Below are 15,855 nucleotides of genomic sequence, written 5' to 3'. Positions count from 1 at the left end.
ATTTTCATTGAAAAAAGGAACGATTAAGCAAATGCTTGTGATTACTGATGGTGGTTCTAACTCAGGTCAAGATCCTGTTGCAATGGCAGCTTTAGCACGTGAACAAGGGATTACGGTAAACGTTATTGGCGTTATGGAAGAGAATTTAATAGATGAGCAAGGAATGAAGGAAATTGAGGGAATCGCAGCTTCTGGTGGAGGAGTTAGTCAACTTGTCTATACACAGCAACTGGCACAAACCGTCCAGATGGTAACGAGACAAGCCATGACACAAACGTTGCAAGGCGTTGTCAATCAGGAGCTTCAACAAATACTAGGTTCAAAGCTACAGATGGAAGATCTTCCTCCTGAAAAGCGTGGAGAAATCATGGAAGTAGTTGATGAACTTGGTGAAACGGTGGATTTAGAGATTTTGATTCTTGTTGATATGAGTGCAAGTATGAAGAATAAGCTTCCAACCGTTAAAGAATCACTGTTAGATCTTGCAATGAGTTTAAATGCCCGTATGGGAAGTAATTTATTTTCTATCTTTTTATTTCCAGGGAAAAAGAAAGATGTGGAGAAACTAATGGACTGGAGTCCGCGACTAGAATCTCTATCTAGTATTTTTCCAAAGCTAACGGCTGGAGGGATCACACCAACAGGTCCGGCCATTCAGGAAGCAACGCATTATTTTGAGAGAAGACGTTCTTTAAGGAGTATGTTAACTCACCATGAACAAAATATTGAAGAATCAGGTATGTAAATTAGCCCCAGGTACACTTATCAGTGGAAAATGGCATCATCATACATATCGCATCGTCCGACTCTTGGGCATAGGTGCTACCGGAGTGGTTTATTTAGTTGAAAATCATACAGGTTTGCATGTAGCATTAAAAATTAGTTTTACCAATGCATCTGTTACATCCGAAGTTAATGTGTTGAAACACTTCTCAAAGGTCCATGGAAAAGTCCTTGGACCTTCTTTAATAGATGTAGACGATTGGAAAATGACCTACCAGTCTGAAGTTCTTTCTTTCTATGTGATGGAATACGTAAAAGGGGACTCATTTTTATCTTTTGTAAGTAGTAGGGGAATTGAGTGGATGCCCGTACTTACAATGCAGTTATTGAAAAGCCTTGGGGAGCTCCATCAATCTGGATGGACATTTGGGGATTTAAAGCCAGATAATCTTGTTGTCACTCCGAATCCTGTTCAAGTGAGATGGTTAGATGTAGGAGGAACAACGCTCCATGGACGTTCCATTAAAGAATTCACGGATTTTTATGATCGAGGTTACTGGGGACTAGGGACAAGACAAGCACACGCAAGTTACGACTTGTTTGCGGTTGGAATGATTATGCTAAATACCGTCTACCCAAAACGATTTAAGAAAACAGAAGGAGGCATTGCTCAACTTAAAAAGATGATCGGGGCAAAAGCGGAGTTGAAGCCTTATGAGAAAGTACTATATAAAGCCTTAACAGGAAAGTACGCAAGCGCTGAGGAGATGAGGCAGGACCTTCTTTACATCACGACTCACCAAGATAAAAAAGACTCTTCGTATAGAGTTAATATACAAAGCTCTAAGGCTTCAAGTAAGACGAGACAAACGAAGCATAAAAAGAAGAAACGTTCACGTTTTTTAGAGACGGTTACGTTATTTGTGTCTGTTACCCTTATTTATCTTTTGTATTTATGGATTCAAGTACTATAAAAGTGTGAAGAAAATATGAAACTTATGCGTAAGTTTTTCGTATACAATGAAATAGTGGTAAATTTATCATATAATGAAAAGTGAAAAAAGTAAGGGCTGACAGCAATGATTGGAAAGGTTCAACAATTTATTAAGAAACATACGTTATTTTCTCCCAACTCTACTGTTATTGTAGGAGTATCAGGGGGACCCGATTCGTTGGCACTTTTACATTTTTTACATGAGGAAAGTGAGCGAAGAGGTCTAACGCTAATAGCAGCTCATGTTGATCACATGTTTCGAGGGAAGGAATCAGAAGATGATTTAAAATTCGTGGAAGCCTTTTGTCGGTCAATTGATATAAGGTGCGAAAGTATTCAAATTGATGTGACGGCTTATCAACAAGAAAAGAAACTTACTTCCCAAGTAGCAGCAAGAGAGTGTAGGTATGCTTTTTTCGCTGATGTGATGAAAAAATACAATGCTGACACATTGGCCCTAGCTCATCACGGTGATGATCAAGTAGAAACAATCCTTATGAAGCTGACGCGTGGGAGCACGATGAATGGATACGCTGGCATTCAAGCCAAGCGCCCATTTTATCAAGGAGAAATCGTCCGTCCCTTATTGTCAGTCACAAAACAAGATCTCATTAAGTATTGTGAACACGTTGGATTAGAACCGCGTGTAGATCCTAGCAATGAAAAAACTACTTATACTCGTAATCGATTTCGTCACTATATTCTCCCGCATTTAAAGGCTGAAAATCCTGAGGTACATGAGCGTTTTCAAGCTTTTAGCGAAAATTTATCTGAAGACCAAAAGTACTTAGAGGAATTAACGGTAGCGGAAATGAATACAGTAATGAAAAAGAAAGGTGACCAAGGTATTCTGATCGATATAGAAGAGTTCCAAAAAAAGCGTAAACCTTTACAAAGACGTGGGATTCAACTAATATTAAACTATCTCTACACGGAGATTCCTCCGACTCTTTCCTCAGCGAATGTAAGAGATCTTTTAGCATTATTTAAAAGTGATCATCCATCAGGGCGTTTGCATTTGCCTGGCGGATTACAGGCTATTCGTTCTTACAATGAATGTCTGCTTACTTTTGAGGAGAAGAAAGATCAGTCATATTCATATCACCTTACAGTTCCAGGACAGCTTACTCTCCCTAATGGACGAAAATTAATTTGTTCCATACATAACCAACATCCAATTGAAGTAAAGGGAAATGATATATTTTTACTTGATGAGAGATACATTGGAGAGACTTTAACTGTTCGCTCACGAAATTTAGGCGATAAGTTAAAGATAAAAGGCATGAAAGGGACGAAAAAGGTAAAGGATATTTTCATCGACGCTAAAGTACCTTTGTCGGAACGGAGCGTATGGCCAATTGTAGAGGATCGAGATGGTACGATACTGTGGATACCTGGTTTGAAAAAATCATCCTACGAGTTAAATACCTATCAACAGCAAAAGTATGTTATTTTATACTATAAGTAGCTAAACTTCTAGGAGGCAAATAAGGAAATGAATCAAGATATTAAAGAAATTTTAATTACTGAAGAAGAAATTCAGGAAAAAGTAAAAGAATTGGGTAAGATACTAACAGATGAGTATCAAGACCGCTTTCCTTTGGCGATTGGCGTGTTAAAAGGTGCAATGCCGTTCATGGCTGACCTTCTTAAACGTGTAGATACATATTTAGAAATGGATTTTATGGACGTATCTAGTTATGGAAACCAAACGGTGTCATCTGGTGAAGTAAAAATCATTAAAGACCTTGATACATCAGTAGAAGGCCGTGATGTCTTAATTATTGAAGATATCATTGATAGTGGTTTAACTTTAAGTTATTTAGTGGAACTATTTAAATATCGTAAAGCCAAATCCATTAAAATTGTCACGCTTTTAGACAAACCAACAGGCCGCAAAGCAAAAATCAAAGCGGATGTTGTCGGGTTCAATGTTCCAGATGCGTTTGTGGTTGGATATGGTCTAGATTATCAAGAAAAATATCGCAACTTACCGTACATCGGAATTCTTAAACCAGAAGTATACAGTAACTAACAATTTTCGGGACCATTACAGCAAGCAATTTGTTGTATAGGATAAATTTTCTATGATACTATTGAATACATTCTTACTTATTGTGGGAGGAGGTAAGGGATGAATCGCATCTTCCGTAATGCCATATTTTACTTACTTATCTTTTTAGTGGTTATTGGCGTTGTGACATTCTTCAGTGGATCTAATCAACAAACTGAACCAATGCGCAACGATACGTTTATTTCTCACCTAAATAAAGGCGATGTAGAGTCACTCTCCATTAAGCCTGAACGAGGTGTGTACGAAGTTCGAGGGAAGTTAAAATCGTATGATCAAGACAAACAATTCTTAACTTATATCCCGAATAGCAACAAAGCATTAGAGCGCATTGATAATGCAGCTACTGAAAACAAGGTGAAGGTGACGACAGATCCTGCTGATGAAGCAAGTGGCTGGATGACATTCTTTACATCAATCATTCCGTTTGTGATTATCTTTATCCTGTTCTTCTTCTTGATTAATCAGGCTCAAGGCGGCGGAAGTCGTGTTATGAACTTTGGTAAAAGTAAAGCGAAGCTTTACAGCGAAGAAAAGAAAAAGGTTAAGTTTAGAGATGTAGCAGGCGCAGATGAAGAGAAGCAAGAGCTTGTTGAGGTTGTAGAATTCTTAAAAGATCCTCGCAAGTTCGCTGAGCTTGGAGCACGTATTCCAAAAGGTGTTCTTCTTGTAGGACCCCCTGGTACTGGTAAAACATTACTTGCTCGTGCAGTAGCTGGTGAAGCTGGCGTTCCATTCTTCTCAATCAGTGGTTCTGATTTCGTAGAAATGTTTGTGGGTGTCGGTGCTTCTCGTGTACGTGACTTGTTTGAAAATGCGAAGAAAAATGCACCATGTATTATCTTTATCGATGAAATTGATGCAGTAGGTCGTCAACGTGGAGCAGGTTTAGGTGGAGGACACGATGAGCGTGAACAAACACTAAACCAGTTACTTGTCGAAATGGACGGATTCGGTGCAAACGAAGGAATTATCATCGTTGCTGCAACTAACCGCCCTGACATTCTTGACCCAGCTTTATTACGTCCAGGACGTTTTGACCGTCAAATTACGGTAGATCGCCCAGATGTAAATGGTCGTGAAGCAGTACTTCGAGTGCATGCACGTAACAAGCCACTTGATGAAGGTGTTAACTTAAAAGCAATTGCAATGCGTACGCCTGGATTCTCGGGAGCAGATCTTGAGAACTTACTTAATGAGGCAGCGCTCGTAGCAGCTAGACAAAACAAGAAGAAAATTGATATGACTGATATTGATGAAGCAACTGACCGTGTTATTGCAGGTCCTGCTAAGAAAAGTCGTGTCATTTCTCAGAAAGAACGTAACATTGTTGCTTACCATGAGGCAGGTCATACAATTATCGGTGTTGTACTAGATGAAGCGGATATGGTACATAAAGTAACAATCGTACCACGTGGTCAAGCTGGTGGTTATGCTGTTATGCTACCAAGAGAAGACCGCTACTTCATGACGAAACCAGAATTGCTTGATAAGATTACCGGCTTACTAGGTGGTCGCGTATCAGAAGAAATCATCTTCGGGGAAGTGAGCACAGGTGCTCATAATGACTTCCAACGTGCAACGAATATTGCACGTAAGATGGTAACTGAATATGGTATGAGTGACAAACTAGGACCAATGCAGTTCGGTCAATCACAAGGTGGCCAAGTGTTCTTAGGGCGCGATATCAATAATGAACAAAATTATAGTGATGCAATCGCACATGAAATCGATCTTGAAGTTCAACGCTTCATCAAAGATTGTTATGAGCGAGCTCGCCAAATTCTACTTGATAACCGCGAAAAACTTGAGCTTGTAGCTCAAACGTTACTGAAAGTGGAAACATTGGATGCTGAACAAATTCAGCACCTTGTAGACCATGGAAAGCTACCGGATCGTACTCCAAAAGATGATGATGTGAAAGTTAACATCTTAACGAAAAAGGACGAAGACGTGAAAGTAGAGCCTAAAGAAGATCCAAAACCAATTGAAGAACCAAAGCAAGACCCAATCGATGATCCTAAAGATAACGGTCCGAAAATATAAAAAGGAAGGTGTCCTTAAAAAAGGGCACCTTTTTTTGTGCGTTTGGAACGGGTGAAAAACTTATCATCCCATATGGTAGTTATGGTATGATTGTGGCAGTGTGTAATACTGAAAAATAATTAAAGTGGTGATTAAATGATTTTCGTATTAGATGTAGGGAATACAAATACAGTTTTAGGTGTGTATAAAGGCGACGAGCTTAAATACCATTGGCGTATTGAAACAAGTCGTAACAAGACAGAAGATGAATACGGTATGGTAATCAAACCTCTTCTTGAGCATGTTGGACTTACTTTCAAAGACATTCATGGTATTATTATTTCCTCGGTTGTTCCGCCTATTATGTTTGCATTGGAAAGAATGTGTCAAAAATACTTCCACATCAAACCACTTGTTGTGGGCCCAGGAATTAAAACGGGATTAAATATTAAGTATGAAAATCCACGTGAAGTGGGTGCGGATCGAATTGTAAATGCAGTAGCAGGGATTCATTTATATGGAAGCCCGCTTATTATTGTAGATTTTGGAACGGCAACAACATATTGTTATGTGAATGAAGACAAGCAATATATGGGAGGCGCTATTGCCCCAGGTATTACAATCTCCACAGAGGCTCTTTATTCTCGTGCTGCGAAATTACCGAGAATTGAAATCGCGCGTCCAAGTCATATTATTGGTAAGAATACCGTTTCAGCCATGCAGGCAGGAATTGTGTATGGATATGTAGGACAAGTTGAAGGAATTGTATCTCGTATGAAAGCAGAAGCTAAAACAGAACCTAAAGTAATTGCGACAGGTGGTTTAGCGACTTTAGTTGCCAAAGAATCGAACATCATTGATATTGTCGATCCTTTCCTAACGTTGAAAGGGTTGCAGTTGATTTACACAAAGAATGCAGACACCATCTAAAGCGAACGATTAGATCAAGCAAAATTGAAAGGTGTGTCATATATGAGTGATTATTTAGTAAAAGCATTGGCTTTTAATAATCAAGTTCGTGCGTATGCTGTGCGAACAACAGAAACTGTTGGAGAAGCACAACGACGTCATTACACATGGCCAACAGCATCTGCTGCATTAGGAAGATCAATGACAGCAGGCGTTATGATGGGAGCTATGTTAAAAGGTGAAAATAAATTAACGATTAAAGTTGAAGGTGGAGGTCCAATCGGTCCTATCCTGGTGGATAGCAATGCGAAAGGACAAGTACGAGGATATGTAACACATCCCCAAACACATTTTGACTTAAATAAATTTGGAAAATTAGATGTTGCACGTGCTGTTGGAACAGAAGGGTATTTAACAGTTGTAAAAGATCTTGGCATGCGTGAAAACTTTACAGGTCAAGTTCCAATCGTATCTGGTGAACTTGGTGAAGACTTTACGTATTATTTCGTTTCTTCGGAGCAAACACCGTCATCTGTTGGAGTTGGAGTATTAGTAAACCCGGACAACACGATCCTTGCGTCAGGTGGGTTTATTATTCAACTTCTACCAGGGACAGACGAAGAAGTTATTTCAGAGATTGAAAATCGCTTAAACTCTGTACCGGCTATTTCGAAGCTTATTGAAAAGGGTCTAACACCAGAAGAAATTCTTCATACCTTACTAGGTGAAGAGAACGTAAAAATTCTGGAGACAATGCCAGTTGAATTTCATTGCCAATGTTCTAAACAGCGAATTGCTGATGCGATCGTTAGCTTAGGAAAAGAAGAAATTCAAGACATGATTGATGAAGATGGAAAAGCAGAAGCACAATGTCATTTCTGTAATGAACTTTATCAATTTGACAAAGAAGAACTGGAAGAGTTGAAAGAAAACGCTCAATAATAGTCACAAAGAGTAGAGGCTAATGAATTTGGCCTCTATTTTTGTATATGGAGAACGTAATCTGAGGCACGAACGTCTTTTAAAGGCATCATAGGACGGCAATTCGATTACATATATAGGTCTTTTATAACGTACACTATGAGTAAAATGATTGACAATTTAGAAAATAACTGATACATTTTTGACAGATAAAATCAATAAAATTACTCGGGATTAGGAGTGGATTTAGATGGTTCGTGTAGCAAACTCAGTAACAGAATTAATTGGTCAAACGCCAATTGTAAAATTAAATCATATCGTTGAAGAGGGTTTAGCAGACGTTTATTTAAAGCTAGAGTTTATGAATCCCGGCAGTAGTGTCAAAGATCGTATTGCATTAGCGATGATTGAAGCAGCCGAAGAAAAAGGTGCTTTACAACCAGGAGCTACCTTGGTGGAGCCAACAAGTGGTAACACAGGAATCGGTCTTGCAATGGTAGCAGCAGCAAAAGGATATAAAGCAATTCTTGTAATGCCGGATACAATGAGTATAGAGCGTCGTAACCTTTTAAAAGCTTATGGTGCAGAGCTTGTGTTAACTCCTGGAGCTGAAGGTATGGGAGGAGCAATCCGAAAAGCAGAAGAGCTTTCAAAGGAACATGGCTATTTCATGCCTCAACAATTCAGCAATGAAGCAAACCCAGAGGTGCATCGCCGTACAACTGGAAAAGAAATTGTTGAGCAGATGGGCGATCAGTTAGACGCTTTTATTGCAGGTGTTGGTACTGGTGGAACGATTACAGGAGCTGGCCAAGTATTAAAAGAAAAATACCCAGACATCAAAATTTATGCTGTGGAACCAACTGATTCGCCAGTTCTAAGTGGTGGGAAACCAGGACCTCATAAAATTCAAGGTATTGGTGCAGGATTTGTTCCATCCATTTTAGATACAGAAGTTTATGAAGGAATTATTAAAATTCAAAATGAAGAAGCATTTGAATATGCTCGTCAAGCTGCACGTACAGAAGGAATTCTAGGTGGTATTTCTTCAGGAGCTGCGATTGCTGCGGCATTAAAAGTAGCAAAAGAGCTAGGAGCAGGGAAAAAAGTCTTGGCGATCATTCCAAGTAACGGTGAGCGTTATTTAAGCACACCTCTTTATCAATTTGATGAAAACTAATCAACATTGAGGTGAAAAGCCAGACGGGAACTTCTCGTCTGGCTTTTTTTATTTCCTCCTTTTACTAACCTAAGAGTCGTGAACAAAGAAAAAAAATCATGTACAATAAGAAGTAAGTGAATGCTTTTAGGAGAGTGAATGCATGCAACAGTGGGCATCTTGGGGTAAGAAGATAGATCTTTCAAGTAGTACTTGGTTTCAAAAATATCAAGAACTTAGTGCAGAAGAAACGAGCCACATTTTGTTGGAAAGTGGTCGAGGTGGTCGTTACAGCATCATAGGCCTAAGACCTTTTGCTATTTTAAAGGGCTCAGAAGGTCAGTTAGAGATTCAAGAGCAAATGGAAAAAGTGATTAAGCAAGGGAACCCCCTTCAGTTGATGAAGGAGTGGATGAAGAAATATGAAGCACCGACAAACCCGGAACTTCCTTCGTTCCAAAGCGGGGCGATTGGCTACTTAAGCTATGACTATGTTAGATATGTCGAAAAACTACCGGCTAGCGCCAAAAATGATTTAGCATTTCCAGAGCTTTATTTTTTAATGTTTCATGATGTTTTCGTTTACGATCATCACACAGAAGAGTTATGGGTGATGGTTCACGATCAGCATGAAAGAAAAAAAGCTGCGGATGATCTCATAAATGAATATATAAAAAAGTGGACATCTCCTGTACAACACCATATCAAGTATGAAAAAATAGGAATGGTGGAAAATCCCTTATCTGTTTCAATGGAAGAAGATGAATTTGAACAAGCAGTCGAAAAAATTAAGCAATATATATCACAAGGAGACGTTTTTCAAGTAAACTTGTCTGTAAGGCAATCAAAGCCGCTGCATACTCATCCCATGAACTTGTATGAGCAACTACGCTCGGTGAATCCTTCTCCTTATATGTCTTATATGCAAACCGAGGATTTCCATATTGTAAGCTCTTCTCCTGAACTGCTGATTAAAAAGCAGGGGAAGGAACTAAGTACGCGTCCTATTGCAGGGACTCGTTCGAGGGGGAGAAATGCAAAAGAAGATCTCGAGCTTGCTAACGAGCTTATCCAAAACGAGAAAGAACGAGCAGAACATGTCATGCTAGTGGACTTGGAGCGAAATGATCTAGGTCGCGTCTCTCAGTACGGGACGGTAGAAGTGGATGAGTTTATGGTAATTGAAAAGTACTCACACGTGATGCACATTGTTTCAAACGTAAAGGGACTCGTACAAGATAACAAAGACTTTGTTGACGTTATCGATGCAGTATTTCCTGGGGGAACTATCACAGGAGCCCCTAAAATTAGAACAATGGAGATCATTGAGGAGTTAGAGCCTGTTCGCCGAGGCCTGTATACAGGCTCTATTGGCTGGATTGGTTTTAATGGAGATATGGAGTTGAATATTGTTATTCGCACCATGCTAGTTGAGAAGGGAGAGGTTCATGTTCAGGCCGGTGCTGGAATTGTCATCGATTCAAAGCCGTCCCGTGAATATAAAGAATCTCTAAAGAAAGCAATGGCTTTATGGAAAGCCAAAGAGTTGAGTGAAAAAGAGCTGAGCGGAGGTAGTAGAGAATGATTTTAATGATTGATAATTACGATTCATTTACTTTTAATTTGGTACAGTATTTAGGTGAACTTGGGGAAGAGCTTGTGGTAAAACGAAATGATGAAATCACAATTGAAGAAATTAAGGAGTTAAATCCAGATTTTCTAATGATTTCACCAGGCCCATGCAGTCCAAACGAGGCAGGTATAAGCTTGAAAGCAATCGAAGAGTTTGCTGGGGAAATTCCGATCTTTGGAGTTTGTCTAGGGCATCAATCCATTGGACAAGTATTCGGTGGTAATGTAATCCGCTCCGAACGTTTAATGCACGGGAAGACATCTGAAATTCATCATGATGGAAACACAGTCTTCGAAGATTTAGAGCAGCCATTTGTTGCAACGAGATATCACTCACTAATCGTTGAGAAAGAATCGTTACCAGAATGCTTAGAGATATCAGCGTGGACAGAAGAAGGAGAGATTATGGGTCTTCGTCATAAAACGCTCCCTATTGAAGGTGTACAATTTCACCCTGAATCCATTATGACGTCGTTCGGAAAAGAAATGCTTCAAAACTTTATTCATACTTACCAAAAGAAGTGATGAAATGTATATATATATAAACAACCGCATTGTAGAAGAAAAAGAAGCAACGATCTCCCCTTTCGATCATGGATATATGTATGGGCTTGGATTATTTGAAACGTTTCGTGTCTATGATGGACATCCCTTCTTACTCGATGATCATCTAGAGAGGTTGAAAAGAGGGTTATCTACGCTGTCCATTCAATGGGATATGACAAGAGAAGATATATTGACTACTTTGAAACAGCTGATGACTAAAAATAAGATAAGGGATGCTTATGTTCGCTTGAATGTATCGGCGGGTCCTGGGGAGCTAGGATTATATACAGGTGTTTACAATCATCCAACGACGATCATGTATATAAAACCATTACCAGAGCCCAGTGGTTTTCCAGTCAAAGAAGCACAAATTTTGGCGCTCAGAAGGAATACACCAGAAGGAGAAGAACGTTTGAAATCCCATCACTACTTAAATAATGTATTGGCCAAACGAGAAGTAGGAGATACACCATATAAAGAGGGGATTTTTCTAACAAATGATGGATATGTTGCAGAGGGTGTAGTGTCGAACGTATTTTTTGTAAACAATAAGAAGGTGTATACGCCTGCTTTGGATACAGGTATCCTAAATGGCATTACACGACAGTTTGTTTTATCACTGTTGAAGCATTTAGACACCTCGGTAGTAGAAGGCTTTTATACACAGAGTGAGCTTTTAGAGAGTGATGAAGTGTTTGTCACTAATTCTATTCAGGAGATTGTATCGATTACCTCTATTGGAGAGAAACAGTTTCAAGTAGGAGAAGGTACGTTAACTCGTCATTTGCAGCAGCTCTATCGTCAAAAGACCTCTTCTTTATGGAGTCGATTTGCTTTATAGAAAGGAACATGACATGGCTTCAAATACTTTAGTGCCTTCTTCACTCATTTCGTGTGGAGATTACACATTAAATCACAAAGAAAAAACCCTTATTATGGGTATTCTAAATATGACGCCTGACTCATTTTCAGATGGTGGGAAGTACAATCAATTGGAAGTGGCCGTTAAGCGTGCTCAACAGCTTGTCGAGGATGGCGCAGATATTATTGATGTAGGTGGAGAATCTACGCGTCCAGGATACACAAAGATTTCAGATGAAGAGGAAATTGCTCGTGTAACGCCTGTCATTGCTTCGATTAGAGACAATGTACAAGCGCCTATTTCAATTGATACGTACAAGTCGGAAGTCGCTAGGTGTGCGGTTGAAGCGGGTGCTCATATCATTAATGACATCTGGGGCGCGAAAGCTGATCCCGAAATTGCTGAGGTGGCCGCTTCTTATAACGTCCCGATCGTTCTCATGCATAACCGAGATGAGTCGAGCTATAACGATCTTATACCGGATATGATCAAAGACTTAAATGAAAGTATTGAAATTGCTAAGCGCGCAGGCGTAAAAGACGAGCAGATTATTTTGGATCCTGGCATTGGCTTTGCCAAAGGGTTTCAACAAAATTTAGAAGTAATGCGTAATCTACACCGCTTTAAGGTATGGGGGTACCCTGTTCTTTTGGGGACTTCTAGAAAATCAATGATCGGTCGTGTGTTGGATTTGCCTCCTGAGGAACGGGCAGAAGGAACTGCGGCGACTGTGGCTTTAGGTATTGAACAGGGAATTGAAATAATGCGGGTACATGATGTATTAGAAATCTCTCGTTTTGCTAAAATGATGGATGTACTAGTTGGTAAAGGGGATGTCAACAATCGATAAGATTTTTGTCAACCAGATGCAGTTTTATGGTTACCATGGTGTTTTACCAGAAGAAAATAAATTAGGTCAACGATTTAATGTTGACCTAATGGTAGAACTGGATTTGGCAGAGGCCGGAAAGAATGATAATTTTCAGCATACGGTTAGCTATGCAGATTTATATGCTGTTTGTAGAGATGTAGTAGAAAACAAGCGTTTTAAGCTTGTAGAAGCAATTGCCGAGGAAATTGCTGCTCAAATCTTAGTAGAATATGAATTGATTCAAGCATGTACTGTAAAAGTATACAAGCCTGATCCTCCGATTCAAGGCTATTACAATTCAGTAGCTGTTGAAATCAAGAGGAGCAGATAGATGGAGAATGAAGCGTTTATCGCCCTTGGTTCAAATATAGGAGATCGAGCTAGTTTTTTGTCTGAGGCAATTCAAGGTCTTCGGGAAAATCCGCATATCACTGTGGAACAAGTTTCTTCTATTTATGAGACAGCCCCTGTTGGTTATACTGAGCAGGCTTCTTTTTTAAATATGGTGGCGAGAATAAAGACAGGATTGAATGCTCATGACTTATTGGATATCTTACAAGATCTTGAACAAAAGGGCGGGAGAACAAGAGAGATCCACTGGGGGCCTAGGACGCTAGACCTTGACATTTTGTTGTATAACCAAGAAAATATTGTATCAGAACGACTCATTCTTCCACACCCTCGAATGTGGGAAAGAGGCTTTGTTATGATTCCATTAGCAGAGATTGATTCTTCGCTCCGTGTACCAATAACGAACGAGCCAATCTCTGCTTATATAGATAAATTAGAAGGTAGAGAAGGAGTAAGGGTATGGAAACAGAAAAATGGGGAAGACGAATTCGAGCTTTTCGAAAACTAAAAGGATATACGCAAGAAAGCTTTGCGGAAACTTTAGGAGTTTCTGTTTCTATTGTAGGTGAAATTGAAAGAGGTAACCGCATGCCATCTGCTGAATTTTTAGATGAAGCGGTTAATGTTCTAGGGATTACGAAAGATGAGTTAACTCCTGAAAAGTAAGGGGAGTATTATAGAACTTATTTAAAATGGGAGTTCACATCTTGATTATGCAGGAGCCCTTACTAATGAAGGAAGAAAAGCACTAGTACAACCCCTTGATAGGAAATGGTTTTGCGGAAACGATTATTGAAGAGGCAGAAAAGAAAGACGAAAACATTCAGGCTATTTGACAGCAATAGTGTGCTAACCTATAATACCCCTATTGTATAACAATCATTGCCAGTAACAAACTGGCATTTTCCGATTGATAGCTTGTAAGAAATGAACCAACAATTATATAAGCATGGAGATGATTATAGATGAGTCATGAAGAATTAAATGACCAACTACTTGTTCGCCGAGAAAAAATGCAGGACTTACGTGAAAAAGGTTTAGATCCGTTTGGTAAAAGATTTGAACGTTCTCACCTAACACAAGATGTAATTACTGAGTATGATAGTTTTTCAAAAGAAGAACTAGAAGAAAAAGATGTTGAAGTAACGTTAGCGGGTCGTATAATGACTAAGCGCGGAAAAGGAAAAGCAGGATTCGCGCATCTTCAAGATCTCAAAGGACAAGTTCAGATTTATGTTCGTAAAGATGCTATTGGTGAGGAAGCTTACGAGATCTTTAACACAGTAGATATCGGAGATCACGTAGGTGTGAAAGGGACAGTCTTCAAAACAAAAGTAGGAGAACTTTCTATTAAAGTTCAAGAGTTTACTTTGTTGTCTAAGGCTCTACGTCCGTTACCTGATAAATTCCACGGCCTTAAAGATATTGAACAACGCTATCGTCAAAGATATCTAGACTTAATCACAAACCCAGAAAGCAAAAGTACATTTATTACACGCAGCTTAATTATTCAGTCTATGCGCCGCTATCTAGACAGCCATGGCTACCTAGAAGTTGAAACACCAATGATGCATTCAATTGCTGGTGGAGCATCAGCTCGTCCGTTCATTACACATCATAATACATTAGATATGACTCTATACATGCGCATTGCGATCGAGTTGCATTTAAAACGCCTTATTGTAGGTGGTTTAGAGAAAGTGTACGAGATTGGGCGCGTATTCCGTAATGAAGGAGTATCTACACGTCATAATCCTGAATTCACAATGATTGAACTGTATGAAGCTTATGCAGATTACAAAGATATCATGAGCCTTACTGAAAACTTGGTTGCTCATATTGCTCAGGAAGTATTGGGTACAACTAAAATTCAATATGGTGATCAAGAAGTAGACTTAACTCCAGAATGGACACGTCTACACATGGTTGATGCCGTTAAGGAATATACAGGTGTAGACTTCTGGAAAGAAATGTCCTTAGAAGAAGCACGAGCTTTAGCAAAAGAAAACGGTATTGAAATTACAGAACATATGCAATACGGTCATATCGTAAATGAATTCTTTGAACAAAGAGTAGAAGAGAAACTAATTCAACCTACATTTATTTACGGTCATCCAGTAGAGATCTCACCATTAGCGAAGAAGAATGATGAAGATTCTCGCTTCACAGATCGCTTTGAGTTGTTCATTGTAGGACGTGAACATGCAAATGCGTTTACGGAGCTTAATGACCCAATTGATCAGCGCGAACGTTTTGAAGCGCAGTTAAAAGAGAAAGAACAAGGAAATGATGAAGCGCATGAAATGGACAATGATTTTATTGAAGCGTTAGAATACGGTTTGCCGCCAACAGGTGGTCTAGGAATTGGCATTGATCGTCTAGTAATGCTTCTAACGAATGCACCATCTATTCGTGACGTATTATTATTCCCTCAAATGCGCCAACGTTAATAAGGGGAAGAGGAAGGCTTGTAGAAGCTTTCCTCTTTTTTTACTACTTAACAAAAACTAAAAATTACAACTTCTTTTAAAGATATTGCTATCACTAAAAATATTTGATATATTAATATTCGTTGCTGCAAACGACATAAATATTTTGGAAAACCTAGAAAAACTTTTCAAAAAAGATGTTGACATCAACGAAACGAAATGATATGATAGTTAAGTCGCTTGCGAGCGAGATGAACTTTGAAAACTGAACAAAACAAGCAAAATGTCAACGTTTTAAAAGTAAGACAACAAATGAGCAAGTCAAACATTTCTTCGGAGAGTTTGATCCTGGCTCAGGACGA

General features: G+C 39.2%; 16 protein-coding genes. All 16 read left to right on the top strand.

Annotated features, from left to right (window positions below):
- Positions 1-7 precede the first annotated feature (7 nt).
- The 16 genes from AMD01_RS18305 (at position 8) to lysS (ending at position 15,514) form a co-directional block, all read left to right on the top strand.
- Positions 8-745 (top strand): vWA domain-containing protein, encoded by a 738-nt coding sequence (locus AMD01_RS18305; RefSeq protein WP_053402898.1) that lies wholly within the window; start codon positions 8-10, stop codon positions 743-745.
- Positions 714-1,697, top strand: coding sequence for a protein kinase domain-containing protein (locus AMD01_RS18300; RefSeq protein WP_053402897.1), 984 nt, complete (start codon positions 714-716; stop codon positions 1,695-1,697). The genes AMD01_RS18305 and AMD01_RS18300 overlap by 32 nt, the downstream gene beginning before the upstream one ends.
- A 105-nt stretch (positions 1,698-1,802) precedes the next feature.
- Entirely contained in the window at positions 1,803-3,185 is a 1,383-nt protein-coding gene (gene tilS / locus AMD01_RS18295) for a tRNA lysidine(34) synthetase TilS (RefSeq protein WP_053402896.1), read from the top strand.
- Between the two features lie 27 nt (positions 3,186-3,212).
- A complete protein-coding gene (gene hpt, locus AMD01_RS18290; RefSeq protein WP_053402895.1) occupies positions 3,213-3,752 on the top strand; it encodes a hypoxanthine phosphoribosyltransferase in 540 nt (179 codons plus the stop codon).
- A 99-nt stretch (positions 3,753-3,851) separates the two neighbouring features.
- Positions 3,852-5,834, top strand: coding sequence for an ATP-dependent zinc metalloprotease FtsH (gene ftsH / locus AMD01_RS18285; protein ID WP_053402894.1), 1,983 nt, complete (start codon positions 3,852-3,854; stop codon positions 5,832-5,834).
- 135 nt (positions 5,835-5,969) lie between these two features.
- Positions 5,970-6,743: a type III pantothenate kinase gene (locus tag AMD01_RS18280; RefSeq protein ID WP_053402893.1), complete on the top strand. Its 774-nt coding sequence runs from the start codon at positions 5,970-5,972 to the stop codon at positions 6,741-6,743.
- A gap of 42 nt (positions 6,744-6,785) precedes the next feature.
- Positions 6,786-7,664 carry an Hsp33 family molecular chaperone HslO gene (hslO, locus tag AMD01_RS18275; RefSeq protein ID WP_053402892.1) on the top strand — a complete coding sequence of 293 codons (879 nt, stop codon included), beginning with the start codon at positions 6,786-6,788 and terminating at the stop codon, positions 7,662-7,664.
- Between the two features lie 229 nt (positions 7,665-7,893).
- Positions 7,894-8,823, top strand: coding sequence for a cysteine synthase A (gene cysK / locus AMD01_RS18270; protein ID WP_053402891.1), 930 nt, complete (start codon positions 7,894-7,896; stop codon positions 8,821-8,823).
- Positions 8,824-8,965: 142 nt separating this feature from the next.
- Positions 8,966-10,387 carry an anthranilate synthase component I gene (gene trpE / locus AMD01_RS18265; RefSeq protein ID WP_053402890.1) on the top strand — a complete coding sequence of 474 codons (1,422 nt, stop codon included), beginning with the start codon at positions 8,966-8,968 and terminating at the stop codon, positions 10,385-10,387.
- Entirely contained in the window at positions 10,384-10,959 is a 576-nt protein-coding gene (gene pabA / locus AMD01_RS18260) for an aminodeoxychorismate/anthranilate synthase component II (RefSeq protein WP_053402889.1), read from the top strand. Before trpE ends, pabA begins: the two co-directional genes overlap by 4 nt.
- 4 nt (positions 10,960-10,963) lie before the next feature.
- On the top strand, positions 10,964-11,821 hold the full coding sequence (pabC, locus tag AMD01_RS18255; RefSeq protein ID WP_053402888.1) for an aminodeoxychorismate lyase: 858 nt from the start codon (positions 10,964-10,966) through the stop codon (positions 11,819-11,821).
- Between the two features lie 13 nt (positions 11,822-11,834).
- Positions 11,835-12,692 carry a dihydropteroate synthase gene (gene folP, locus AMD01_RS18250; RefSeq protein WP_053402935.1) on the top strand — a complete coding sequence of 286 codons (858 nt, stop codon included), beginning with the start codon at positions 11,835-11,837 and terminating at the stop codon, positions 12,690-12,692.
- Positions 12,685-13,044 carry a dihydroneopterin aldolase gene (gene folB, locus AMD01_RS18245; RefSeq protein ID WP_053402934.1) on the top strand — a complete coding sequence of 120 codons (360 nt, stop codon included), beginning with the start codon at positions 12,685-12,687 and terminating at the stop codon, positions 13,042-13,044. The genes folP and folB overlap by 8 nt, the downstream gene beginning before the upstream one ends.
- Positions 13,045-13,572 (top strand): 2-amino-4-hydroxy-6-hydroxymethyldihydropteridine diphosphokinase, encoded by a 528-nt coding sequence (gene folK, locus AMD01_RS18240; protein WP_053402887.1) that lies wholly within the window; start codon positions 13,045-13,047, stop codon positions 13,570-13,572.
- Complete coding sequence (locus tag AMD01_RS18235) at positions 13,524-13,730, top strand: helix-turn-helix domain-containing protein (RefSeq protein WP_053402886.1); 207 nt, start codon at positions 13,524-13,526, stop codon at positions 13,728-13,730. Before folK ends, AMD01_RS18235 begins: the two co-directional genes overlap by 49 nt.
- 299 nt (positions 13,731-14,029) lie before the next feature.
- A complete protein-coding gene (gene lysS / locus AMD01_RS18230; protein ID WP_053402885.1) occupies positions 14,030-15,514 on the top strand; it encodes a lysine--tRNA ligase in 1,485 nt (494 codons plus the stop codon).
- Positions 15,515-15,855: the final 341 nt, after the last annotated feature.

The organism is Priestia koreensis (assembly GCF_001274935.1).
Classification (GTDB): Bacteria; Bacillota; Bacilli; order Bacillales; family Bacillaceae_H; genus Bacillus_AG; species Bacillus_AG koreensis.
The sequence above is the reverse complement of the archived record's forward strand: the minus strand, read 5'-3'. Positions and strand labels throughout refer to the sequence as shown.